The sequence below is a fragment of the Ralstonia condita genome, from assembly GCF_958405655.1.
GTDB lineage: Bacteria > Pseudomonadota > Gammaproteobacteria > Burkholderiales > Burkholderiaceae > Ralstonia > Ralstonia condita.
Map to the genome: position 1 here is coordinate 1,023,675 of NZ_CATYWO010000001.1, position 23,211 is coordinate 1,046,885.

A 23,211-nucleotide genomic window follows, 5' to 3' on the forward strand; every position below is an offset into this window, starting at 1 on the left:
GGGTTGCTGGCTACGCGGGTGCGGCTTCCCGTTCCCGGGCAAAAGCGATCAGCGCGTCGAGTGTGCCGTCGGGGCATTCTCCCATGATCGCGTGACCGCCAGGCAGGCCCACGACACGGCTGCCTACCAGCCCTGCAGCCACTTGTCGGCCAGCCTTCGCGGGCGTCATCTGGTCTTTCTCGCCGACGATGACGAGGGACGGACAACTCACGGAAGCCATCGCTTCGGCGCCGCGCGCGTAGGCGTTGCAGGCAGAAAAGTCGGTGTGGAAGACGGGGGCTTCGATGACGCGAGCCACGTGTTCCATCAGCCGCTGGCTGCAGCCGTGCATCCAGAAGCCTGGGCCCGGCGCCGACGGCTTGTTGGCCAGGCTGGAATGGGACCAGGCATTCACCATGTCAATCGCGCCGGCGGTGTTGTTGAGCGCCGCATCCAGCAGTGCATCCGACACCTTCATCGGCCAGGCGGTCGCCACCAGCGCAATGCGCCGGACGCGGTCGCCGTAGCGCGACGCGCACTCCAGCGCAATCAGCGAACCCATGCTGTGTCCGACCACCATCACGGGCTGCGTGACGCCGGTTGCCTGTACCAGCGCCATGACCCAGTCGGCCATCGTTTCGACCGTTTGCAGCGGTGCGCCGGCGCTGCGGCCATGCCCCGGCAAATCCACCGCCAGCACGCTGAAGCCATGATGCGCGAACCAGCGCGTCTGCAGCCCCCAGACCGAGTGGTCGTTCTGCGCGCCGTGCACGAACACGACGCACGGCAGCGCTGCGTTAAAGGGCTTGCCGCCCGTGTAGGCATAGGCGCGCTGTCCTTGTACGGTCCATTCCATCAGCGGGCTCCGGTTGCGTTGGGGGCGGCTTTGCCTGGCGCGGCAGACATGGCCCGCTCGGCGGCTTTCAGGCCGCGCTTGAGATCGTCGATCAGGTCATCGGCGTCTTCAAGGCCGATCGACAGGCGGATCGTGCCTTCGCTGATGCCGGCGGCAGCCAGCGCATCGGCGTCCATGCGGAAATGCGTGGTCGACGCCGGGTGGATGACCAGCGAGCGCGCATCGCCCACGTTCGCCAGGTGCGAGAACAGCCCCAGGGATTCGATGAACTGCTGGCCGGCACGCCGGTCGCCGCGCAGGTCGAAGCTGAATACCGCGCCGCAGCCGCGCGGCAGCAGACGCTTGGCGAGCGCGTGATCCGGGTGCGATTCCAGATCAGGGTAGGCCACCGACGCGACCATCGGGTGGCTTGCCAGGAAGGCGGCGACGCGGCGGGCATTTTCCACATGGCGTGCCATGCGAAGCGGCAGGGTTTCGATGCCCTGCAGTAGCTGCCACGCTGCCATCGGGCTCATGCATGCGCCAAAGTCGCGCAGGCCCTCGCGGCGTGCGCGCAGCAGGAACGGCGCAACGGTGCTTTCCTCGGCAAATACCATGTCGTGAAAGCCGGCGTAGGGCTCCGTCAACTCGGGGTGCTTGCCTGCGGCAACGTAGTCGAACGTGCCACCGTCAACCAGCACGCCGCCGATGGTCGTGCCATGTCCGCCCAGGAACTTGGTCGCCGAGTGGTAGACGAGGTCTGCGCCATGCGCAAACGGCTGCAACAGCCACGGCGTGGTGAAGGTGGAATCCACCAGCAGCGGTACGCCTGCATCGTGCGCGATGGATGCCACCGTCGGGATGTCGAGCACATCCAGCCCCGGGTTGCCCAGCGTCTCGCCAAACAGCAGCCGCGTGTTCGGGCGGACGGCTGCGCGCCAGGCGTCGATGTCGCCGGGCTTGACGAAGGTCGTGTCGATGCCGAAGCGGCGCAGGGTGTAATGCAGCAGATTGTGCGAGCCGCCATACAGCGCCGACGAGGCTACGATATGCGAGCCCGTGCCCATCAGCGTGGCGATCGCCAGGTGCAGCGCCGCCTGTCCCGATGCGGTGGCGATGGCGCCTACGCCGTTCTCCAGCGCTGCCATCCGCTCCTCGAACACGGCGACGGTCGGATTGGAGATGCGCGAATAGACGTGGCCCGCGCGTTCCATGTTGAACAATGACGCCGCGTGTTCGCTGTCGCGGAACACGAACGACGTGGTGAGGTGAATGGGCGTGGCGCGCGCGCCCGTGGCCGGGTCGGGAGCCGCACCAGCATGCAGGGCCAGCGTATCGAAGCGGGCTTTGGACATGGTTTTCAAGCACCGAATAGGAATGAAGACCAGGCATGCTAGCACCCCACCCACCCGCGATGCATTCCGGGCAAACGCCGAGCGGGCGCGGTTTTCGACGCTTTTTTCTGCTTCGCGTGCTTGTCGAAGCCGTCCCGTTTGGGCTAGGATCGAAACACAACGATAACGACAACCCGCGCGCGGTCGCCCCCCGGCAGACCGGCACCCCAAAACCTGGGAGACGCAATATGAAAGTCAGCGATATTCTTCACGTGAAGGGCAACACGCTCTACACCGTGGCCCCCGAAACCAAGGTCCAGGTGGCCGTGCAGACGATGGCGGAATACGACATCGGTTCGCTGGTGGTGATGGAATACGGCGAACTGGTCGGCATGCTGACCTTCCGCGAGGTCATCAAGGTCCTCGCCAAGAACAATGGCACCGTTGGCGACGGCACCACGATCCGCAAGGTGATGGACGACCACCCGCTCACCTGTACGCTGGAAACCGAGGTCAACGAAGTGCGCCGCATGATGCTCGAGCGCCATGCCCGTTATCTGCCGGTACTCGACAACCGCACGCTGATGGGCGTGATTTCCTTCTACGACGTTGCCAAGGCTGTCTTCGAAGAGCAGAACTTCGAGAACAAGATGCTCAAGGCATACATTCGCGACTGGCCGGAAGAGAAGGCCAACGAAGACTGAACTGCGCGACGTCTTCGGTACACTCCCAGAACCCGCCCGCAGCTGCGAGCGGGTTTTTTGTTGATCCCTCCGCCCCCCGATCACTATCGCCGATGAGCCAGTCGAGCCAGTTTTCCTTGTTGAAGCAGCGCCGCTTCGCGCCGTTTTTCTGGACGCAGTTCCTGGGCGCCATGAATGACAACGTGTTCAAGGTGGCGTTTTCCTCGCTGGTGACTTACCACGCCGCGCTGTTCGGTCACGCAGATCCGGCTTCCGCGGCGTTTCTGATTTCGGCCATCTTCATCGCGCCGTTTGTCCTGCTCTCCGCCACCAGCGGTCAGATTGCCGATCGCATGGACAAGGCGCGGCTGATCCGTTTCGTCAAGACGCTGGAGATCGCCATCATGGCGATCGGCTGCGCCGGGTTTGCGCTGCGCCATATCGAGCTGCTCTACCTGTGTACCTTCCTGATGGGCGTGCATTCCACGCTGTTCGGGCCGGTCAAATATGCGTATCTGCCGCAGCATCTGCAGCCTGCGGAACTGGTGGGCGGCAACGGACTGGTGGAAATGGGCACCTTCGTCGCCATCCTGATCGGCACCATTGCCGGCGGTGAACTGGCCAACCTGACGCGTAACGGCGAGCTTATCGGCCCAACGTTCACAGGCATCGTGTGCATCGCCATCGCAGTGAGCGGCTGGCTGACGGCACGCGGCGTCCCCGTATCGCCTGCCTCCCAGCCGGATCTGCGCATCAACTGGAACCCCATCTCCGAGACCTGGCGCAACCTGAAGCTGGCGAGCAACCAGCGCGCGGTGTTCCTGAGCCTGCTCGGCATCTCGTGGCTGTGGTTTGTGGGCGCGACGTTCCTGACGTCGTTCTTCGCCTTTGCGCGCAACGTGCTCGCCGGCGACCAGAATGTGGTGACGTTGCTGCTGGCGGTGTTTTCCATCGGCATCGGACTCGGCTCTGTACTCTGCGAAAAGCTTTCGGGGCGCACGGTGGAAATCGGCCTCGTGCCATTCGGCTCGATCGGCATGACAGTGTTCGCGGCCGACCTGTACTTTGCCTCCCATGCGGAGGCGCTGGTCGCCCATGATGTGCTGACGGGTGTGGCGGGATTCCTGCAGAACCACCGCCACTGGCGCGTACTGGCTGACCTGTTCCTGCTGGCGATGTTTGGTGGCTTCTACAGCGTGCCGCTGTATGCATTGATCCAGAGCCGCTGCGAGCCGACACACCGCGCGCGCATCATCGCGGCCAACAACATCCTCAATGCGCTGTTCATGATTGCCTCGGCCGTCCTGGCGATGGTGCTCACGCGCGCGGGTTTCACCATCCCGCAGTTGTTTCTCATCACAGGCATCCTCAATGCCGTGGTGGCGATCTACATCTACATGCTGGTGCCGGAATTCCTGATCCGCTTCGTGATGTGGCTGTTGATCCACACCGTGTATCGCGTGAAGGTGGATGGCGCGGACCGCATTCCCGATGAGGGCCCGTGCCTGCTGGTCTGCAATCATGTCAGCTTTGTCGATGCGGTGGTCGTCGGTGCCTTCGTAAGCCGGCCGGTCCGTTTTGTGATGGACCACCGCATCTTCACGGTGCCGCTGCTGTCGTGGTTCTTCCGCACGGTCAAGGCTATTCCGATTGCGCCGATGCACGAAGATCCGGAGATGCTCAAGCATGCTTACGACGGGATTGCTGCCGCGCTGGCCGACGGCGAGGTGGTGTGCATCTTCCCCGAGGGCAAGATCACCGCGACGGGCGAAATCAACCCCTTCAAGGACGGTGTGAGGCGGATTGTGGAGCGCACTCCGGTGCCCGTGGTGCCGATGGCGCTGCGCGGGCTGTGGGGCAGTTTCTTCTCGCGCAAGGGCGGGGCAGCGATGACGCGTCCGTTCCGTCGCGGTGTGCTCAACCGGCTGGAACTGTGCATCGGTACGCCGGTGCCGGCCCAGGCCGTGTCGCCGGAAGGACTGCAAGCAGCGGTGCTGGCACTGCGCGGCGAACGTCTCTAGCGGCACCACCGGAATTCGATACACTGCCGGCAGGCCTCGCGGGGCCGCTAACCCAACTTCTTCCGTGATCTCCGATGAAAACCGTTTCTCAGCTGCTGTGCGCCTCGTCCCTCGTCCTTGCCGCAGTTGCCGCTCAAGCGGCGGTGCCGGCATCAACCGAAACCTTGCCCTCTGGTGTGATCGTCCAAACGCTTGTTAAGGGCACCGGTCCGTCGCCGAAGGCCAGCGACACGGTCAAGGTGCACTACCGCGGTACGCTCACCAACGGCACGGAGTTTGATAGCTCCTACAAGCGTGGCCAGCCGATCTCGTTCCCGCTGAACCGCGTGATCCCTTGCTGGACGGAAGGCGTGCAGAAAATCCAGGTCGGCGGAAAGGCGAAGCTGACGTGCCCGGCCGCTACCGCCTACGGTGAACGCGGGGTGCCTGGCACGATCCCGCCCAATTCCACGCTGAATTTTGAGGTCGAGCTTCTGGGCATCGGCAGCTGATTGATCGGCCTTACAATAGCGGTTTCCCGAAGTTTCGCGCCGCCGCCGTGGCGGCGCTTTCCTGAGCACGATCATGTCTGGCAATACCCTGGGCCTGCTGTTTTCCGTCACTACTTTCGGCGAGTCGCATGGCCCGGCCATCGGCGCTGTCATCGACGGCTGCCCGCCCGGCATGACGCTGTCGGCAGAAGACATCCAGCCCGATCTGGACCGCCGCAAGCCCGGCACCTCGCGCCACGTCACCCAGCGCAAGGAAGAAGACCTCGTCGAGATCCTCTCCGGCGTGTACGAAGGCAAGACCACTGGCACGCCGATCTGCCTGCTGATCCGCAACACCGACCAGCGCAGCAAGGACTACAGCAACATCGCCGAGACCTTCCGTCCCGGCCACGCCGATTACACCTACTGGCACAAATACGGCATCCGTGATCCGCGCGGCGGCGGCCGTTCTTCCGCCCGTTTGACGGCGCCGACAGTGGCTGCAGGCGCCGTCGCCAAGAAGTGGCTGCGAGAGAAGTTCGGCGTTGAAATCCACGGCTTCATGTCGCAATTGGGCGATATCCAGATCCCGTTCATGGACTGGAACGAGGTGCCGAACAACCCGTTCTTCGCGCCCAATGCCGAGATCGTTCCCGAGCTGGAAACCTATATGGATGCCCTGCGCAAGGACGGCGATTCCGTCGGCGCGCGCATTGAGGTGGTGGCTACCGGTGTGCCGGTCGGCTGGGGCGAGCCGCTGTTCGACCGGCTGGACGCAGACATCGCCCACGCCATGATGGGCCTGAATGCGGTGAAGGGCGTCGAGATTGGTGCTGGTTTCCACGCAGTTAGCCAGCGCGGCTCCGAGCATGGCGACGAGCTGACGCCGGAGGGCTTCGTCGGTAACAACGCCGGCGGCATCCTGGGCGGGATTTCGACAGGACAGGACATTTCCGTGTCGCTGGCGATCAAGCCGACGTCGAGCATTCGCACGCCGCGCCGTTCGATCGACAAGGCGGGTGATCCGGCTGTGGTGGAGACGTTCGGCCGCCACGACCCGTGCGTCGGGATTCGTGCGACGCCGATCGCCGAGGCGCTGCTCGCGCTTGTCCTGATCGACCACGCGCTGCGCCATCGCGCGCAATGCGGTGACGTGTCGGTGCAGACGCCGGCCATTCCGGCAAAAGCTTCCTGAATCGATTCGCTCAGGCAACAAAAAAGACGGCTTCAAGCCGTCTTTTTTGTTGGGCGCTCCCCCGGTACTTACATGCCGACGTAGTTCGGACCGCCACCGCCTTCCGGCGTGACCCACACGATGTTCTGCGTCGGGTCCTTGATGTCGCAAGTCTTGCAGTGCACGCAGTTCTGCGCGTTGATCTGCAGGCGCTCGGTGCCCTCATCGTTCTTGACGAACTCATACACGCCAGCCGGGCAGTAGCGCTGTTCGGGGCCGGCAAACTGCGTCAGGTTGATGCGCGTCGGTACGGTCGGATCCTTCAGCGTCAGGTGGGCCGGTTGGTTCTCTTCGTGGTTGGTGTTCGAGATGAACACCGACGACAGGCGATCGAACGTGATCTTGCCGTCCGGCTTCGGATACTCGATCTTCGGGCATTCCGATGCCGGCTTGAGCGACTGGTTATCCGACTTCGTGCCGTGCAGCGTCCAGGGCGGGTTGCTGACGCCAATCTTGGGCAGCAGCCACTGCTCGATGCCGGTCATGATCTTGCCCAGGGTCGGGCTCTTCTTGAACCACAGCTTGAAGTTGCGCGACTGGTCCAGTTCTTCCTTCAGCCAGCTTCGCTCGAATGCTGCCGGGTACGCGGACAGCTCGTCTGCCGAGCGGCCGGCAGTCACGGCTTCGAACACGGCGTCGCCACACATCATGCCGCTCTTGATGGCCGCATGGCTGCCCTTGATGCGAGCTGCGTTCAGGTAGCCAGCATCGCAGCCGACCAGCGCGCCGCCCGGGAATACCGTCTTGGGCAGCGCTTGCGGCGTGCCGTTGTTGATGGCGCGGGCGCCGTAGCCGATGCGCTTGCCGCCTTCGATATGTGCCCGGATGGCCGGGTGGGCCTTCCAGCGCTGCATTTCTTCAAACGGGCTCAGCCACGGGTTCTTGTAGTCAAGGCCGATCACGAACCCGAGCGTGACCTTGTTGTCTTCGAGGTGGTACAGGAAGCCGCCGCCGAAGGTGTCATCCTCCATTGGCCAGCCGGCGGTGTGGACCACCAGGCCGGGTTTGGCCTTGGCCGGATCGATTTCCCAGAGTTCCTTGATGCCGATGGCGAACGTCTGCGGGTCCTTGCCTGCGGTGAGCTTGAACTTCTCGAGCAGTTGACGGCCGAGATGGCCACGTGCGCCTTCCGCGAAGATGGTGTATTTGCCGAGCAGCTCCATGCCGAGCTGGAAGTTCTCGGTCGGCTCGCCATCTTTGCCGATGCCCATGTTGCCCGTGGCCACGCCGCGCACCGCACCCTTGTCGTCGTAAAGCACTTCTGCGGCAGCGAAACCGGGGAAGATTTCCACGCCCAGCGCTTCGGCCTGCGTGGCCATCCACTTGACCACGTTCGACAGCGAGACGACGTAGCAGCCGTCATTGTGGAAGTTGCGCGGCACGAGCCAGTCGGGGGTACGCTTGGAACCGGTCTCGCTGAGGAACAGCACGTCGTCACCTGTCACCGCCTGGTTGAGCGGCGCGCCGTCAGCCTTCCAGTTCGGGAGCAGTTCGGTGATCGCACGCGGGTCCATCACGGCGCCCGAGAGGATGTGTGCGCCCGGCTCAGAGCCCTTTTCCAGCACGACGACGGACACGTCCTTGCCCGTCTCGGCAGCCAGTTGCTTGACGCGGATCGCAGTCGCGAGGCCGGCAGGACCGCCGCCGACGATCACGACGTCATACTCCATGGACTCTCGCGGGCCGTATTGTTCGAGGAGCTGCTGCTGGTTCATAAGTGTCTCTTCGCTGCTTTTGGGACAGTTAGGGGCGTTTGCTTATTGGTATGACGGATTACTGCATTAGAATTTTCCGCATTGTCCGGGAGGCGCCCGGATGCGGCAAGAGAAATTTCTGAACGATCGTTCGATTTTTTGCTAAGCTGCGCCCAAATCACATGCTGACGCCGTTGTCTACCGGCCCGGCACCCGCAACACCAACACAACGGGGATCACGCATCATGGGTTTGTCGATCAATCTGGAAGGCAAGGTCGCGCTGATCACGGGCGCGTCGAGCGGCCTTGGCGCGCGCTTTGCGCATACGCTGGCGGCCGCGGGTGCCAAGGTCGTCCTGGCCTCCCGGCGCGTCGAGCGCCTCAAGGAGCTGCGTGCCGACATTGAATCGAAGGGTGGGAGCGCGCACGTCGTGCGCCTGGATGTGACGGATCCGGACAGCATCCGCGCGGCCATCGCTCACGCAGAAACCGAAGCCGGCACCATCGATATCCTGGTCAACAACTCGGGTGTCTCGACGACGCAGCGCATGGTCGATGTCACGCCTGACGACTTTGATTTCATCTTTGATACCAACACGCGCGGTGCCTTTTTTGTCGCGCAGGAGACGGCCAAGCGCATGATCGCCCGTGCCAAGGGGGCGGAGAAGAATGGCTCGCCCTTGCCGCAGTCACGCATCATCAACATTGCGTCGGTGGCTGGCCTGAAGGTCCTCTCGCAGATCGGCGTGTATTGCATGAGCAAGGCCGCTGTGGTCCACATGACGAAAGCCATGGCGCTCGAGTGGGGGCGTTATGGCATCAACACGAACGCCATCTGCCCCGGGTACATCGATACCGAGATCAACCATCATCACTGGGAAACCGAAGCGGGCCAGAAGCTCGTCCAGATGCTGCCGCGCAAGCGCGTCGGCAAGCCGGAAGACCTGGACGGGCTGATTCTGCTGCTGGCGTCGGATCAGTCCGATTTCATCAATGGCGCCGTCATCAACGCCGACGACGGCATGGTGTGACGCGATGGGGTTCAGTGCCCCATGAGCCGCTGCACGAGTTCCAGTGACGTGTTGGCGGCGTACTTCTTCATCAGCCGCGCGCGGTAGATCTCCACCGTGCGCGGACTGATCTCCAGCTGCTTGCCGATCTGCTTGCTGGTCTTGCCCTCGACCAGCTGCGCAGCGATGTCGCGCTCGCGCGGCGTGAGTGCCGCCGTGACGGGACGATGCGCGGAGAGATCCTCGAATGTCCAGATGCCTTCACCGAGCGGCTTGGCCCGGTCGAGTGCCCGGCCGGTGACGTGACACCAGAACAGCTCGCCGCTGGCGCGTTTCATGATGCGCTCGTCCGAATAGCTGCCGCGCGCGTTCATGATCGGCACGATGCGGGCGCCGGTGCGCTCGTATTCATCATGGGTCGGGTAGAGCAGTTCGAACGACTGGCCGATCATTGCGGTGCGCGCGTGGCCGAAAATGCGCGCGGCCTCGTCATTCACATCGACCATCACCCGCTCGCGTGACATCACCATGCCGACCGGGGCAAGCTGGAACGCGGTCTGGTAATCGAGTGCTGTCATGGGGCTGGACCTTATGTAGTCGTACGTATTGCTGCGTTGCGTGGCGCTTGCGTATTCTCGCCGGATTGTACCGTTACAATTTTCCGGCGCTGCACCGCACAAACCCCAAGTGTGCATGCGGTCAAAACCGAGCCGGATTCGTTGGACCACCAAGGAAGGAGTACGCATGAACAAAATCTTCGCCAGCGCGGGCGAGGCGCTTGCCGGCGTCGTCAAGGACGGCCAGACCATCGCCGTGGGTGGCTTCGGCCTGTGCGGCATTCCGGAAGCGCTGATCGCCGCACTGCGTGATTCGGGCGTCAAGGGGCTGACCTGCATCTCCAACAACGCGGGCGTTGACGGCTTCGGCCTCGGCCTGCTGCTGGAAACGCGCCAGATCAAGAAGATGATTTCGTCCTATGTGGGCGAAAACAAGGAGTTCGAGCGCCAGTACCTCGCCGGCGAACTCGAGCTGGAATTCACGCCGCAAGGCACGCTGGCAGAAAAGCTGCGCGCAGGCGGCGCCGGCATCCCGGCGTTCTTCACCAAGACGGGCGTCGGCACGATGGTGGCCGAGGGCAAGGAACTGCGCGAGTTCGACGGCGAGATGTACGTCATGGAGCGTTCACTGGTGCCCGACGTGTCCCTGGTCAAGGCTCAGGTGGCCGACAAGTCGGGCAACCTGCGCTTCAACCTGACCGCGCGCAACTTCAATCCGGCTGCGGCCACGGCTGGCAAGCTCTGCATCGTCGAGGTGGAAGAGATCGTGGAAGTGGGCGAGCTTGCCCCGGACGACATCCACCTGCCGGGCATCTACGTGAACCGCATCGTGCTCAATGCCTCGCCCGAGAAGCGCATTGAAAAGCGCACTGTCCGCGCAACGAATTAAGGAGACCGACATGCCCTGGACACAAGATCAGATGGCAGCACGCGCTGCCCAGGAACTGCAGGACGGTTTCTACGTCAATCTCGGCATCGGCATCCCGACGCTGGTGGCCAACCACACCGGCGACAAGGAAGTCTGGCTGCAGAGCGAAAACGGCATGCTTGGCATCGGCCCGTTCCCCACGGAAGACGAAGTGGACGCGGATCTCATCAATGCCGGCAAGCAAACCGTGACCACCCTGCCGGGCAGCGCCATTTTCGGCAGCGACCAGAGCTTTGCCATGATTCGCGGCGGCAAGATCAATCTCTCCATTCTCGGCGCCATGCAGGTCAGCGAGGCGGGCGATCTGGCCAACTGGATGATCCCCGGCAAGATGGTCAAGGGCATGGGCGGCGCGATGGACCTCGTCGCAGGCGTCAAGCGCGTGATCGTGCTGATGGAGCACACGGCCAAGAAGAAGGATGGCACCGAAGACCTGAAGATTTTGCCGAAATGCACGCTGCCCTTGACGGGCGTGGGCGTGGTCGATCGCATCATCACGGATCTCGGCGTGATCGACGTGACGGAACAAGGCCTGAAGCTGGTGGAAACCGCGCCGGGCGTATCGCGTGAAGAGATCCAAGCCAAGACTGGCGTCAAACTGCTGTAATCAGGAGACTGCAATGCTGCAAGGAAAAACCGCCCTCGTGACAGGCTCGACCAGCGGGATCGGTCTGGGCATTGCCTGCGCGCTTGCCGCGCAAGGCGCCAATATCATCATGAACGGCTTTGGCGACGTGGAAGGGCCCAAGGCTGAAATCGCGGCGGCGGGCAAACAGGCCATTCGCGTCGGGTATCACGGCGCCGACATGAGCAAGCCCGCCGAAATCGAGGCAATGTTCGCTTATGCCGATGCCGAGTTCGGCGGCGTGGACATCCTCGTGAACAACGCCGGTATTCAGTACGTGGCCAACGTGGAGGACTTCCCGGTGGAACGCTGGGACGCCATCATCGCCATCAACCTGACCTCGGCCTTCCACACCACGCGTCTGGCTGTGCCGGGCATGAAGCGCAAGAACTGGGGGCGCATCATCAACATTGCTTCGGCGCATGGCCTGGTGGCGTCGGCGCAGAAGTCGGCGTACGTGGCGGCCAAGCACGGCATCGTCGGCTTCACCAAGTCGGTAGCCCTGGAGACGGCGCAGACGGGCATCACTTCCAACGCGATCTGCCCCGGCTGGGTGCTGACGCCCCTCGTGCAGAAACAGATCGACGCGCGTGCAGAGAAGGAAGGGATTCCCGCGCTGCAAGCCAAGAAGGAACTGCTGATGGAGAAGCAGCCTTCGGGCGAGTTTGTCACCCCCGACCAGCTCGGCGCATTGGCGGTGTTCCTCTGCAGCGACGCGGCCGAGCAGGTACGCGGCGTGGCGTGGAACATGGACGGCGGCTGGGTCGCGCAATAAGCGATTCATGCGGATGGAAGAGCCTCGCTGCGGCGAGGCTTTTTTGTTTTTGCCTGACCGCACCTTCCTGCTGCGCTGCCGCATGGCTGCGGGGCCGCGTACAATCAGGCCTGGTTTCTCCCCGCCGTCCACGTGTAGGAGTCGTTCATGCCCGTTTCGCCGCGCCTCGCTTTCGTGCAGTGCCTAAGCCCGTCCGGCCTGCACCGCATGGCCTATCACGAATGGGGTGATCAGCAGAATCCGCGTGTGCTGGTCTGCGTGCATGGACTGACGCGCACGGGTCGTGACTTCGACGTACTGGCGCGGGCGCTGTCCAATGACTATCGCGTCATCTGTCCCGACGTCGTCGGCCGCGGACGTTCCGACTGGCTCACTGATCCGAAAGGGTATGTGCTGCCGCAGTACGTCTCCGACATGGTGACGCTGCTGGCACGCCTGAACGCGGAGTCGGTCGACTGGTTCGGCACCTCGATGGGCGGGCTGATCGGCATGGGCCTGGCGGGGCTGCCGAACTCACCTGTTCGCAAACTATTGCTCAACGACGTGGGTCCGCGCGTGACGGAGTCCTCCTTGGCGCGCATTGGTGCCTATCTGGGCTTGAACGTTCGTTTCAAAACCTTTGACGAAGGGCTGGCCTACCTGAAGACGATCAGCGCGTCGTTCGGGCCGCATACGCCGGAGCAGTGGCGCGAGCTGAATGCCGCGATCCTCAAACCGCAGGGCGGCGAGTGGGTGCCGCACTACGATCCTCGCCTGGCGGAGCCCTTCAAGAGCACTACGCCGGAACTGCTCGCTGCTGGCGAGGCCGCGCTTTGGGAACTGTTTGAGGCGATCCCCGGCGAGGTGCTCATTGTGCGTGGTGCGCAATCCGACCTGCTCACGCGCGAAACCGTCGATGCCATGAAGCAGCGGGGTAAGCACGTCAATGCGGTGGAGATTGCAGACGTGGGCCATGCGCCGACCTTCGTCCAGCCCGACCAGGTCGCGATAGCCCGCACATTCTTCCTCGGTCAATGACCGTGTATCTGATCCAATTCGATTGACCTGATGAACTCTGAACTGAAGCGTTTCAATGTCGAGCATCGTTATTCCGATGCGGCCGTATTCAACGGCGTCGTCTACGTGGCCGGCCAGGTGCCCGAGACCACGCTGGACGCGGGCATTGCCGAGCAGACTGCCGAGGTGCTCGCCATCATCGATCGCGTGCTGGCCGCCAACGGCAGTGACAAGACGCGCATCCTGATGTGCCAGATCTTTCTCAAAGACATCAGCGAGATTGGCGAGATGAACAAGGTATGGGACCAGTGGGTCGCCGCAGATTCCAGGAATTCGCCGCCGCGGGCAACCGTCGAGGCGGCGCTGGCCAACCCGAAGTACCGCATCGAAATCGTTGTGACGGCCGCTCAGAAGAACTGAAGCCCGTCGCGTCATTGCAGGACGCATCATGAACAACAAGACCGACCGGCCGGCTGAGGAGGCCGGAACGACGGCAGAGCACGGCGCGGGCAGCGTCCAGGTTGCGCGGGCCATCGACCATCTCGCGGCCAACGTGGGCGATCGCGTCACGCTGACCGGCGAGCCGCTCGAATCGCACGCGCGCGGCACGATCGCCATTCTCGAAGGGCTACGCGTCGACACGCCATCGCTGCAGGCGGCCGCGCTGTTCCTGCTGCCCACGCTGGCAATGGACAACGAAAAGGCGCTCGAACCGGCTTTCGGCGCCGAAGTGGTCAAGCTGGTCCACGACGTGCGGCAGTTGCTGCGCATCGGGGCGATCGCAGGCCTGGTCAGCCCCACGGACGCCAGCATCACCCGCAAGAACGAAGCCGAGGCTCGCCGTGCCCAGGTCGAGGCGTTGCGCAAGATGCTGCTCGCCTTTGCGCAGGACATTCGTGTCGTGCTGATCCGGCTGGCGTCGCGGCTGCAGTCGCTGCGCTGGTTGGCGCAAAGCAAGCGCCCGGCGCCGGAAGGCATGGCGCGCGAGACGCTCGATATCTACGCGCCGCTGGCCAACCGCCTGGGTATCTGGCAGCTCAAGTGGGAGCTCGAAGACCTCGGCTTCCGCTTCGAAGACCCCGACACCTACAAGCGCATCGCGCGCCTGCTCGATGAGAAGCGCATCGAGCGCGAGAAGTTCATCGGCGAAGCCATCGCCAAGCTGCAACAGACGCTGCACGATGCAGGCATCCAGGCGGAGGTTTCTGGTCGGCCCAAGCACATCTACAGCATCTGGAAGAAGATGCGCGGCAAGGAACTCGACTTTGCTGACCTGTACGACGTGCGTGCGTTCCGTGTCATCGTCGACGACATCAAGGATTGCTACACCGTGCTCGGTTTTGTGCACCACATGTGGCAGCCGATCCCGAAGGAATTCGACGACTACATCTCGCGCCCCAAGGCCAACGGCTACATGTCGCTGCACACGGTGGTGATCGGCGATGACGGCCGTGCGCTCGAAGTGCAGATTCGCACCCGCGAAATGCACCACTTCGCCGAATACGGCGTGGCTGCGCACTGGCGCTACAAGGAGGCGGGAAGCAAGGGTTACGCCGGGCAGTTCTCCGCCAGTGAGCGCTACGACGAGAAGATCGCCTGGCTTCGCCAGTTGCTCGCCTGGAAGGATGAGGCCGAGCACACCGTCGCGCACGAGGATTCTCCGTGGGAGCAACTGAAGCACACGGAGCTGGATGACCACATCTACGTGCTGACGCCGCAGGCGCGTGTCATTGCCCTGCCGCAAGGTGCGACGCCGGTCGACTTTGCCTACTACCTTCACAGCGACCTCGGGCATCGTTGCCGCGGAGCCCGCGTCGACGGCGCGATGGTGCCGTTGAACACGCCGCTCAAGAACGGGCAGACCGTCGAAATCGTCGCCGTGAAGCAGGGCGGGCCTTCGCGCGACTGGCTGAATCCCGAGTTGCACTATCTGGCCAGCAGCCGGGCACGCACCAAGGTGCGCGCGTGGTTTAACGCGCAAGAGCTGGAAGAAACGCTTACGCAAGGCCGTGCGCTCATCGATAAAACCCTGCAGCGCGAGGGTAAGACGTCCGTCAACCTGGAAGAACTGGCCGCCAAGCTCGGGTACAAGACGCCCGATGACCTGTATGCGGTCGTTGCCAAGGACGAACTGAGCTTGCGACGGGTGGAGGCTGTGCTGCGCTCCGACGGGGCACCGCCGCCTGCGCCGGTCGACGACGAGGCCGCCATCACCAAGAAGAGCCGCGCAACGAGTGTCGCTCGCGGTGCCAAGAGCGGGGTGCTGGTGGTGGGGGTCGATTCGCTCCTCACGCAGATGTCGCGTTGCTGTAAGCCGGCACCGCCCGACCCGATTGTCGGGTTCGTCACGCGAGGGCGGGGGGTGTCGATCCACCGTCAGAATTGCTCGACGTTCCAGCAGCTGGCTGCGCGGGCGCCTGGCCGAGTGATCCAGACGGAGTGGGGTCAGCGCAGTGATTCGGTCTATCCCGTCGATATCCAGGTCGAAGCATTGGACCGCCAGGGGCTCCTGCGCGACATCTCGGAAATTCTCTCCCGCGAGAAGATCAATGTGACCGGTGTCCGGACATTGTCGAGCAAGGGCGTTGCCAAGATGCAGTTCACGGCCGAGGTGGCGCAGGCCACTCAATTGCAGCGCGCACTGACATTGATTGAGGAAGTCACGGGGGTATTGACAGCGCGGCGAAAGTGACGGTATAGTTTCGTCTTTCGGCAGGCTCGTAGCTCAGCTGGTTAGAGCACCACCTTGACATGGTGGGGGTCGTTGGTTCGAGTCCAATCGAGCCTACCAACGCATTCAGCAGGACGCGTCGGGTAGGGTGTCCAAGCCGTCATCCCTCGGAGTTGTCCCGTACAACTGCATATCAGGCGAAATATGATTCAGGCACCGCGAACTACCACCGCTTCGGAGCGACAGTAGTCAAGGTGCGGTTTTCGCCTTGCGGTCTGCCCAGAGCGGGTAGTCAGCGCAAATGAAAACGCGGCCTTGGCCGCGTTTTTTTTCGTCCGCAATTTTGTCTTGTGCGTGGCGATCAGGCTGAAATCGCTTCGAAGCATCCGATTCGATAACCTGCCGCGCCTTTCCGGTGCGGCGCACGACAGAATGACACCTGCCGCGTGCACGAGAATCGCGCGACAGTGACTCCACAGGAGCAAGCATGATCGCAATCACGTTGCCGGACGGTTCCCGGCGCGAGTTTCCCGGCCCGGTGACGGTTGCCGAAGTGGCGCAGAGCATCGGTGCGGGTTTGGCCAAGGCCGCGCTTGCGGGCCGTGTGGATGGCCAGATGGTCGATACCAGCTACACCATCGATCGCGATGCCAAGCTCGCTATCGTGACGGACAAGGATGCCGATGGTCTCGATGTGATTCGCCATTCCACGGCGCATTTGCTGGCCTATGCGGTCAAGGCGCTTTACCCGGACGCGCAGGTCACGATCGGTCCTGTCATCGAGAACGGCTTCTATTACGATTTCGCCTACAAGCGGCCCTTCACGCCGGAAGACCTCGGTGCGATCGAAAAGAAAATGGCTGAGCTCGCCAAGAAAGACGAGAAGGTCACCCGCGAAGTCTGGAGCCGCGACGATGCTGTCAAGCTGTTCGAGGGCATGGGCGAGAAGTACAAGGCTGAGATCATCGCTTCTATTCCGGCGGACCAGGAGATCGGCCTGTATCGCGAAGGCGATTTCGTCGATCTGTGCCGCGGCCCGCACGTGCCGTCGACGGGCAAGCTCAAGGTCTTCAAGCTCATGAAGGTGGCTGGCGCCTACTGGCGCGGCGATCACAACAACGAGATGCTCCAGCGCATCTACGGTACGGCCTGGGCAAAGAAGGAAGACCAGGAAGCCTACCTGCACATGTTGGAGGAGGCTGAAAAGCGCGACCACCGCAAGCTTGGCCGCGAGCTCGATCTGTTCCATATCGACGAGTACTCGCCCGGCACGGTGTTCTGGCATCCGAAGGGCTGGACGCTCTGGCAGGAGATCGAGCAGTACATGCGTCGCGTGTATCGCGAGAACGGCTACCAGGAAGTGAAGGGGCCGCAGATTCTCGACAAGTCGCTGTGGGAGAAGACCGGCCACTGGGACAAGTACCGCGAGAACATGTTCATCACGGAATCGGAGAAGCGCGAATACGCGCTCAAGCCGATGAACTGCCCGGGCCACATCCTGATCTACAAGCAGGGCATCAAGAGCTACCGCGACCTCCCGCTGCGCTTCGGCGAGTTTGGTGCCTGCCACCGCAATGAGCCTTCGGGCGGCCTGCACGGCATCATGCGGGTGCGCGGTTTCACGCAGGATGATGGCCACATCTTCTGCACCGAAGACATGATCCAGGCCGAAGTGACGGCGTTTACGACGCTGCTGCAGAAGGTCTACAAGGACTTTGGCTTTACCGAGATTCTTTACAAACTGTCGACCCGTCCGGACAAGCGCATCGGCACCGAAGAGAGCTGGGACCGCGCCGAAGCCGCACTGGCCGAGGGCCTGCGCGCATCGGGGTGCGAGTTCGAGTACCTGCCGGGCGAGGGGGCGTTCTACGGTCCGAAGATCGAGTATGTGCTTAAAGATGCGCTTGGGCGCCAGTGGCAGTGCGGCACGATCCAGGTGGATCCGAACCTGCCGGAGCGTCTTGACGCCGAGTTCGTGGGCGAAGATGGCGCGCGCCATCGGCCGATCATGCTGCACCGCGCCATCGTCGGCAGCCTGGAGCGGTTCATCGGTATCTTGATTGAGCAATACGCCGGCGCGCTGCCGACATGGCTGTCGCCCGTCCAGGTTGCTGTTCTCAGCATCACCGATGCTCACGCCGAATACGCACAATCCGTTGCTCAATCCCTGCAAAAACAAGGATTTAGGGCGATTGTCGATTTGCGGAATGAGAAGATTGGGTATAAAATCCGGGAGCATTCCGTGCAGAAGATCCCCTATCAGATTGTGGTGGGCGATAAAGAGCGGGATGAAAATCAGGTGGCCGTGCGTGCCCGTGGCAACGTCGATCTAGGCTCCATGCCCGTATCGGCGTTTGTTGAGCGACTGCAGAACGATCTCGCCAACAAGTCATGAGCTGGGCACGGCTTGTTTTTTTGCTTCTTTGAGGACATTCAACATCGCTACCGACAAATCTCACCGCATCAACCGCGAGATCAGCGCACCGGAAGTCCGGCTGACCGGGGTTGAGGGGGAAGCGCTCGGCATCGTCAAGCTGTTCGACGCACTGCGTCTGGCAGAAGAGAACGACGTCGACCTGGTCGAGATCGCGCCGACTGCGCAGCCGCCCGTCTGCCGCCTGATGGACTATGGCAAGTTCAAATATCAGGAACAGAAGAAGGCCCACGACGCCAAGCTGAAGCAGAAGGTCATACAGGTGAAGGAAGTCAAGTTCCGCCCTGGCACCGACGACAACGACTACGGCGTCAAGCTGCGCAACGCGACGCGCTTCCTGGAGGATGGTGACAGGGTCAAGGTTACCCTGCGCTTCCGCGGCCGCGAAATGGCTCACCAGGAACTCGGCATGCGCGTGCTGGAGCGTATCAAGGCTGACCTGGAGGAATTCGGCCAGGTTGAGCAGATGCCGAAGATGGAAGGCCGCCAGGCAGTGATGATGTTGGCGCCCAAGAAGAAGAAGTAATGCAGTGGTGGCCGGACGTTTCCGGCTGCGCTGAGCAGGTTCCAGACGGAAACGTCGGAAAACGCGGCAGGTGTCAAAGCCTGCAGCGATACAACAAGTGAGCCCGGGTCTTGCAAGTGTCGGCGCTAGCCGTCCACCTGGCTTCATGTCAAAAACGGAGTTGTTCCATGCCGAAGATGAAGACGAAGAAAAGCGCCTCCAAGCGCTTTACTGCCCGTCCTGGTGGCACGATCAAACGTGGCCAAGCCTTCAAGCGTCACATCCTGACCAAGAAGACCACCAAGAACAAGCGTCACCTGCGCGGTACCGAGGGCGTCCATGAGACGAACCTGAAGTCCGTTCGCGCAATGATGCCGTACGCCTAACCCTAACTAACTACGAAAGGAGCATTTCATGCCTCGAGTAAAACGTGGGGTCACAGCGCGGGCCCGTCATAAGAAGGTTATCAGCGCAGCCAAGGGTTACCGCGGCCGCCGCAATAACGTCTATCGCATCGCCAAGCAGGCGGTCATGCGTGCTGGTCAGTACGCCTACCGCGATCGTCGCAACAAGAAGCGCGTGTTCCGCGCGCTCTGGATTGCACGTATCAACGCTGGCGCACGCGAGCATGGTCTGACCTACAGCAAGTTCATGAACGGCCTGAAGAAGGCGTCCATCGAGCTGGACCGCAAGGTGCTGTCGGACATGGCCATTCACGACAAGGTGGCTTTTGCCGCCATCGTGAACCAGGTGAAAGCCAACGTCGCCTGAATTGGATTGGCCGGGTAGGCCGCTGGAATTGCCCAGTGACTTTGCCGGCTGATCACCCTGACGGGGCTCTCACCGAGCCCCGTTTTTTATTCCGCGCATTTCGCGGACCCGAATCACCCGAATTTTCTCGCTCGCCTTCCCATGTCACTGGATCTGGATCAAGTCGTCGCCGATGCCCAAAACGCGTTTGCCTCTGCGGAGGACAACGCCTCGCTGGAAAACGAGAAGGCACGCTTTCTCGGTAAGTCTGGCGTGCTGACCGACTTGCTCAAAGGCTTGGGCAAGCTCGATCCGGAGACGCGCAAGTCCGAAGGCGCGCGCATCAACCAGGCCAAGAGCCGCGTTGAAGAGGCGCTGACCGCCCGCCGCCAGGCGCTGGCCGACGCGCTGATGAACGCCCGTCTGGCCGCCGAGGCGATCGACGTGACGCTGCCCGGCCGCGATGTGGCCGAGGGCAGCCTGCACCCGGTGATGAACACCTGGGAGCGCGTCGCCAAGATCTTCGGCTCGATCGGTTTTGACGTGGCTGACGGCCCAGAAATCGAATCGGACTGGATGAACTTCACTGCGTTGAACAACCCGGACAATCATCCGGCGCGCTCGATGCAGGACACCTTCTACATCGATGGCCGCGACAGCGAAGACAAGCTCTTGCTGCTGCGCACGCACACCAGCCCGATGCAGGTGCGTTACGCTCGCATGCACGTTGAGAAATACAAGCACCTCGACCGCATTCCGCCCATCAAGGTCATCGCGCCGGGCCGCACGTACCGCGTCGACAGCGACGCTACGCACTCGCCGATGTTCCATCAGGTCGAAGGCCTCTGGATTGCCGACAACATTAGTTTTGCCGACCTGAAGGGCGTCTATACCGACTTCCTGCGCAACTTCTTTGAGCGGGACGACATCCAGGTGCGTTTCCGCCCGTCGTATTTCCCGTTCACCGAACCGTCGGCCGAGATCGATATGGCGTTCGGCAACGGCAAATGGCTGGAGATTTCCGGCTCCGGCCAGGTGCACCCGACCGTGGTGCGCAACATGGGCCTGGACCCTGAGCGCTACATCGGCTTTGCGTTCGGCTCCGGCCTGGAGCGCCTGACGATGCTGCGCTATGGCATCAACGACCTGCGCCTGTTCTTCGAGGGCGATGTGCGTTTCCTGCGCCAGTTCGCGTAAGCGCCGAGCGCTCGCACTGGTACTTCGTCGCCCCGTTAATCGAATTTCTTTTCTGTCGCGCCATGCAATTTCCGGAATCCTGGCTTCGCAGTTTCGTCAATCCGTCGATCACCACGGATGAGCTCTCCCATCGCCTGACGATGGCCGGCCTCGAGGTGGAAGAGGTCGACCCCGTTGCTCCGCCGTTCTCGCAGATCGTTGTCGGCCATGTGGTCGAGGTCAACAAGCACCCGGATGCCGATCGCCTGAACGTCTGCAAGGTCGATGCGGGTACGGGCGAGCTGCTGCAGATCGTCTGCGGCGCGCCGAACGTGTCGGTGGGCATCAAGGTGCCGTGCGCGATGGTCGGCGCCGAGCTGCCGCCTGGCGAAGATGGCAAGCCGTTCAAGATCAAGATCGGCAAGCTGCGCGGCGTGGAGAGCTACGGCATGCTGTGTTCGGCGCGCGAGCTGAAGCTGTCGGAAGATCACGGCGGTCTGCTGATCCTGCCGGAAGACACACCGGTCGGCGAAGACATTCGCAAGGTGCTGGATCTGGATGACCAGATCTTCATCATCAAACTCACACCCAACAAGGCGGATTGCCTGTCGATCCATGGGGTGGCGCGCGAAGTGTCCGCGCTGACCGGCGCACCGATCACCGTGCCGTCGATGGCGCCCGTGGCGGTGACGCTCGCTGACAAGCTGCCGGTCAAGGTGGAAGCACCGGACCTGTGCGGTCGCTTTTCGGGTCGCATCATTCGCGGCGTGAACGCGCACGCGAAGACGCCGGCCTGGATGGTCTCGCGCATCGAGCGCGCGGGCATGCGCAGCGTGTCGGCGTTGGTTGATATTTCGAACTACGTGATGCTCGAACTGGGCCGCCCGTCGCACGTGTTCGACCTGGACAAGATCCACGGCGGCCTGACGGTGCGCTGGGGCAAGGCTGGCGAACAACTGAAACTGCTCAACGGCGACACCATCACCGTCGACGAAAAGGTCGGCGTGATCTCGGACGAGCAGGCCATCGAAAGCCTTGCCGGCATCATGGGCGGCGACAAGACGGCCGTCACGCTCGACACACAGAACATTTACGTCGAGGCCGCATTCTGGTGGCCGGCGGCTATTCAAGGCCGCGCGCGGCGCTACAACTTCTCGACGGATGCAGGCCATCGCTTCGAGCGAGGCGTTGATTACGCGACCACCGTTGAACACATCGAACGCATCAGTGCGCTGATCCTCGAAATCTGCGGCGGCCAGGCTGGCCCGATCGACGATCAGATCGTCAATCTGCCCAAGCGCGAGCCGGTGCGCATGCGCGTCGCACGTGCTGCACGTGTGCTCGGTATTCCGCTGTCGCACGACGTTGTGGCAGACGTGTTCAAGCGCCTCGGCCTCACGTTCAGCGTGGACGGCGATGTGGTCATCGTCGAGCCGCCGTCGTATCGCTTCGACCTGGAGATCGAGGAAGACCTGATCGAAGAGGTCGCTCGCATCTACGGCTTCGAGCAGATTCCAGCCAAACCACCCGTCGCCGAAAACGCGATGCGTCCGACCAACGAGGCGCGCCGTACGATGCACGACGTGCGCCATGCCGTGGCTGCGCGCGATTACCACGAGGTCGTCAACTTCGCCTTCGTCGAGACCGATTGGGAAGCCGATTTCGCTGGCAACACGCAGCCGATCCCGCTGCTGAACCCGATTGCCAGCCAGTACGCGGTGATGCGCAGCACGCTCATCGGCGGACTCGTCGACAAGGTTCGCTACAACCTGAACCGCAAGGCGTCGCGCGTGCGTATGTTTGAGGTGGGCCGTGTGTTCCATCGCGATGCGAGCGTTGCGGATGGGGGGCTGTCGGTTGCCGGTTATGCGCAGCCAATGATGGCAGGGGGTATTGCATATGGTCCCGCGAAGGAAGAACAGTGGGGCGTACCGTCGCGCGCCGTCGATTTTTTCGACGTGAAGGGCGATGTGGAGTCCTTGCTGTGGCCGCTGCAGGCGCGTTTCGAGCGTGCGGAGCATCCGGCCCTGCACCCTGGCCGTTCGACCCGTGTCGTGCTGAATGGTCGCGCGATCGGCTGGATTGGCGAGCTGCATCCGCGTTGGCTGCAGAAGTACGATCTGCCGACCGCGCCCGTGGTGTGGGAGCTCGAACTCGACGCCATCACCGCGGTTGGTCTGCCGACGTACCGGGAAGTGCCGCGCGTGCCGGCGGTGACGCGCGATATCGCACTCGTTGTGCGTCAGGATGTGGCGGTCCAGGATCTCGTCGACACGTTCGAAAAGACCGCGATCGGCACGTCGTGGCAGCGCTATCTGCAAGGCGTCGTGCTGTTCGATGAATTCCGTCCGAAGGCCGCGACGGCCGTGATTGGGGCGCAGGAGAAAAGCCTTGCCTTCAGAATTACGTTGCAAGATACTGACAGCACCCTCCAGGATGACATTGTCGAGGCCGCCACGCAGCAACTGATTCGAGCGGCCGGCGATGCATTCGGTGCGCGTCTGCGCGCCTGACGTCCGCCCCTCGCGAGAGAC

Annotated in this window: 21 protein-coding genes and 1 tRNA gene; 18 read left to right on the plus strand and 4 right to left on the minus strand. The window is 62.6% G+C overall.

Features of this window, described 5'->3' with window-relative positions:
• Window positions 1-10: 10 nt before the first annotated feature.
• Both R2N03_RS04855 and R2N03_RS04860 read right to left on the minus strand, forming a co-directional pair.
• Complete coding sequence (locus R2N03_RS04855; RefSeq protein ID WP_316655708.1) at window positions 11-835, minus strand: alpha/beta fold hydrolase; 825 nt, start codon at window positions 833-835, stop codon at window positions 11-13.
• Window positions 835-2,169, minus strand: a complete 1,335-nt coding sequence (locus R2N03_RS04860) for an O-acetylhomoserine aminocarboxypropyltransferase (protein WP_316655710.1) — start codon at window positions 2,167-2,169, stop codon at window positions 835-837. The genes R2N03_RS04855 and R2N03_RS04860 overlap by 1 nt, the downstream gene beginning before the upstream one ends.
• A 227-nt stretch (window positions 2,170-2,396) precedes the next feature.
• Here R2N03_RS04860 and R2N03_RS04865 point away from each other — a divergent pair, with 227 nt between their 5' ends.
• The 4 genes from R2N03_RS04865 to aroC all read left to right on the plus strand — a co-directional run bounded on the left by R2N03_RS04865 (window position 2,397) and on the right by aroC (window position 6,517).
• On the plus strand, window positions 2,397-2,852 hold the full coding sequence (locus tag R2N03_RS04865) for a CBS domain-containing protein (protein ID WP_316655713.1): 456 nt from the start codon (window positions 2,397-2,399) through the stop codon (window positions 2,850-2,852).
• Between the two features lie 92 nt (window positions 2,853-2,944).
• Entirely contained in the window at window positions 2,945-4,852 is a 1,908-nt protein-coding gene (locus R2N03_RS04870; protein ID WP_316655715.1) for an MFS transporter, read from the plus strand.
• Between the two features lie 74 nt (window positions 4,853-4,926).
• Window positions 4,927-5,343, plus strand: coding sequence for an FKBP-type peptidyl-prolyl cis-trans isomerase (locus R2N03_RS04875; protein WP_316655716.1), 417 nt, complete (start codon window positions 4,927-4,929; stop codon window positions 5,341-5,343).
• 73 nt (window positions 5,344-5,416) lie between these two features.
• Window positions 5,417-6,517, plus strand: a complete 1,101-nt coding sequence (gene aroC / locus R2N03_RS04880; RefSeq protein WP_232040277.1) for a chorismate synthase — start codon at window positions 5,417-5,419, stop codon at window positions 6,515-6,517.
• A 68-nt stretch (window positions 6,518-6,585) separates the two neighbouring features.
• On the opposite strand, the gene R2N03_RS04885 is transcribed toward aroC, so the two are convergent.
• Window positions 6,586-8,271: an electron transfer flavoprotein-ubiquinone oxidoreductase gene (locus R2N03_RS04885; RefSeq protein WP_316655721.1), complete on the minus strand. Its 1,686-nt coding sequence runs from the start codon at window positions 8,269-8,271 to the stop codon at window positions 6,586-6,588.
• A 224-nt stretch (window positions 8,272-8,495) separates the two neighbouring features.
• Between R2N03_RS04885 and R2N03_RS04890 the strand changes: the two genes are divergently transcribed.
• Window positions 8,496-9,281: an SDR family oxidoreductase gene (locus tag R2N03_RS04890; RefSeq protein WP_316655723.1), complete on the plus strand. Its 786-nt coding sequence runs from the start codon at window positions 8,496-8,498 to the stop codon at window positions 9,279-9,281.
• An 11-nt stretch (window positions 9,282-9,292) separates the two neighbouring features.
• On the opposite strand, the gene R2N03_RS04895 is transcribed toward R2N03_RS04890, so the two are convergent.
• A complete protein-coding gene (locus R2N03_RS04895) occupies window positions 9,293-9,838 on the minus strand; it encodes a LuxR C-terminal-related transcriptional regulator (protein WP_316655725.1) in 546 nt (181 codons plus the stop codon).
• Window positions 9,839-10,004: 166 nt separating this feature from the next.
• On the opposite strand from R2N03_RS04895, the gene R2N03_RS04900 reads away from it, so the two are divergent.
• The 13 genes from R2N03_RS04900 to pheT all read left to right on the plus strand — a co-directional run bounded on the left by R2N03_RS04900 (window position 10,005) and on the right by pheT (window position 23,190).
• Complete coding sequence (locus R2N03_RS04900) at window positions 10,005-10,706, plus strand: CoA transferase subunit A (RefSeq protein ID WP_316655726.1); 702 nt, start codon at window positions 10,005-10,007, stop codon at window positions 10,704-10,706.
• A 10-nt stretch (window positions 10,707-10,716) separates the two neighbouring features.
• Complete coding sequence (locus R2N03_RS04905; RefSeq protein ID WP_316655729.1) at window positions 10,717-11,352, plus strand: 3-oxoacid CoA-transferase subunit B; 636 nt, start codon at window positions 10,717-10,719, stop codon at window positions 11,350-11,352.
• A gap of 13 nt (window positions 11,353-11,365) precedes the next feature.
• Complete coding sequence (locus R2N03_RS04910; protein ID WP_316655730.1) at window positions 11,366-12,145, plus strand: 3-hydroxybutyrate dehydrogenase; 780 nt, start codon at window positions 11,366-11,368, stop codon at window positions 12,143-12,145.
• Window positions 12,146-12,292: 147 nt separating this feature from the next.
• Window positions 12,293-13,162 carry an alpha/beta fold hydrolase gene (locus R2N03_RS04915; RefSeq protein WP_316655732.1) on the plus strand — a complete coding sequence of 290 codons (870 nt, stop codon included), beginning with the start codon at window positions 12,293-12,295 and terminating at the stop codon, window positions 13,160-13,162.
• Between the two features lie 30 nt (window positions 13,163-13,192).
• Complete coding sequence (locus tag R2N03_RS04920) at window positions 13,193-13,561, plus strand: RidA family protein (RefSeq protein ID WP_316655734.1); 369 nt, start codon at window positions 13,193-13,195, stop codon at window positions 13,559-13,561.
• A gap of 28 nt (window positions 13,562-13,589) precedes the next feature.
• Window positions 13,590-15,833, plus strand: a complete 2,244-nt coding sequence (locus tag R2N03_RS04925) for a RelA/SpoT family protein (RefSeq protein ID WP_316655736.1) — start codon at window positions 13,590-13,592, stop codon at window positions 15,831-15,833.
• A 22-nt stretch (window positions 15,834-15,855) separates the two neighbouring features.
• Window positions 15,856-15,932: transfer RNA gene (locus R2N03_RS04930), tRNA-Val, on the plus strand.
• A gap of 367 nt (window positions 15,933-16,299) precedes the next feature.
• Entirely contained in the window at window positions 16,300-18,207 is a 1,908-nt protein-coding gene (gene thrS, locus R2N03_RS04935) for a threonine--tRNA ligase (protein WP_316655738.1), read from the plus strand.
• Between the two features lie 28 nt (window positions 18,208-18,235).
• On the plus strand, window positions 18,236-18,772 hold the full coding sequence (gene infC, locus R2N03_RS04940; protein WP_316655740.1) for a translation initiation factor IF-3: 537 nt from the start codon (window positions 18,236-18,238) through the stop codon (window positions 18,770-18,772).
• A gap of 167 nt (window positions 18,773-18,939) precedes the next feature.
• Complete coding sequence (rpmI, locus tag R2N03_RS04945; protein WP_004636003.1) at window positions 18,940-19,137, plus strand: 50S ribosomal protein L35; 198 nt, start codon at window positions 18,940-18,942, stop codon at window positions 19,135-19,137.
• Window positions 19,138-19,165: 28 nt separating this feature from the next.
• Window positions 19,166-19,522: a 50S ribosomal protein L20 gene (gene rplT / locus R2N03_RS04950; protein ID WP_012762124.1), complete on the plus strand. Its 357-nt coding sequence runs from the start codon at window positions 19,166-19,168 to the stop codon at window positions 19,520-19,522.
• Window positions 19,523-19,669: 147 nt separating this feature from the next.
• Complete coding sequence (gene pheS / locus R2N03_RS04955) at window positions 19,670-20,698, plus strand: phenylalanine--tRNA ligase subunit alpha (RefSeq protein WP_316656575.1); 1,029 nt, start codon at window positions 19,670-19,672, stop codon at window positions 20,696-20,698.
• A 62-nt stretch (window positions 20,699-20,760) separates the two neighbouring features.
• The gene (pheT, locus tag R2N03_RS04960; RefSeq protein WP_316655768.1) at window positions 20,761-23,190 is read left to right on the plus strand and encodes a phenylalanine--tRNA ligase subunit beta; all 2,430 of its coding nucleotides are present in this window, start codon (window positions 20,761-20,763) and stop codon (window positions 23,188-23,190) included.
• Window positions 23,191-23,211 lie beyond the last annotated feature (21 nt).

Coding starts and splice junctions, on each gene's coding strand:
- pheT (WP_316655768.1), top strand. CDS start 20,761: ATGCAATTTCCGGAATCCTGGCTTCGCAGTTTCGTCAATCCGTCGATC.
- rplT (WP_012762124.1), top strand. CDS start 19,166: ATGCCTCGAGTAAAACGTGGGGTCACAGCGCGGGCCCGTCATAAGAAG.
- R2N03_RS04910 (WP_316655730.1), top strand. CDS start 11,366: ATGCTGCAAGGAAAAACCGCCCTCGTGACAGGCTCGACCAGCGGGATC.
- R2N03_RS04855 (WP_316655708.1), bottom strand. CDS start 835: ATGGAATGGACCGTACAAGGACAGCGCGCCTATGCCTACACGGGCGGC.
- R2N03_RS04865 (WP_316655713.1), top strand. CDS start 2,397: ATGAAAGTCAGCGATATTCTTCACGTGAAGGGCAACACGCTCTACACC.
- rpmI (WP_004636003.1), top strand. CDS start 18,940: ATGCCGAAGATGAAGACGAAGAAAAGCGCCTCCAAGCGCTTTACTGCC.
- R2N03_RS04890 (WP_316655723.1), top strand. CDS start 8,496: ATGGGTTTGTCGATCAATCTGGAAGGCAAGGTCGCGCTGATCACGGGC.
- R2N03_RS04875 (WP_316655716.1), top strand. CDS start 4,927: ATGAAAACCGTTTCTCAGCTGCTGTGCGCCTCGTCCCTCGTCCTTGCC.
- R2N03_RS04915 (WP_316655732.1), top strand. CDS start 12,293: ATGCCCGTTTCGCCGCGCCTCGCTTTCGTGCAGTGCCTAAGCCCGTCC.
- R2N03_RS04860 (WP_316655710.1), bottom strand. CDS start 2,169: ATGTCCAAAGCCCGCTTCGATACGCTGGCCCTGCATGCTGGTGCGGCT.
- R2N03_RS04895 (WP_316655725.1), bottom strand. CDS start 9,838: ATGACAGCACTCGATTACCAGACCGCGTTCCAGCTTGCCCCGGTCGGC.
- aroC (WP_232040277.1), top strand. CDS start 5,417: ATGTCTGGCAATACCCTGGGCCTGCTGTTTTCCGTCACTACTTTCGGC.
- R2N03_RS04925 (WP_316655736.1), top strand. CDS start 13,590: ATGAACAACAAGACCGACCGGCCGGCTGAGGAGGCCGGAACGACGGCA.
- R2N03_RS04900 (WP_316655726.1), top strand. CDS start 10,005: ATGAACAAAATCTTCGCCAGCGCGGGCGAGGCGCTTGCCGGCGTCGTC.
- thrS (WP_316655738.1), top strand. CDS start 16,300: ATGATCGCAATCACGTTGCCGGACGGTTCCCGGCGCGAGTTTCCCGGC.
- R2N03_RS04885 (WP_316655721.1), bottom strand. CDS start 8,271: ATGAACCAGCAGCAGCTCCTCGAACAATACGGCCCGCGAGAGTCCATG.
- R2N03_RS04870 (WP_316655715.1), top strand. CDS start 2,945: ATGAGCCAGTCGAGCCAGTTTTCCTTGTTGAAGCAGCGCCGCTTCGCG.
- R2N03_RS04905 (WP_316655729.1), top strand. CDS start 10,717: ATGCCCTGGACACAAGATCAGATGGCAGCACGCGCTGCCCAGGAACTG.
- R2N03_RS04920 (WP_316655734.1), top strand. CDS start 13,193: ATGAACTCTGAACTGAAGCGTTTCAATGTCGAGCATCGTTATTCCGAT.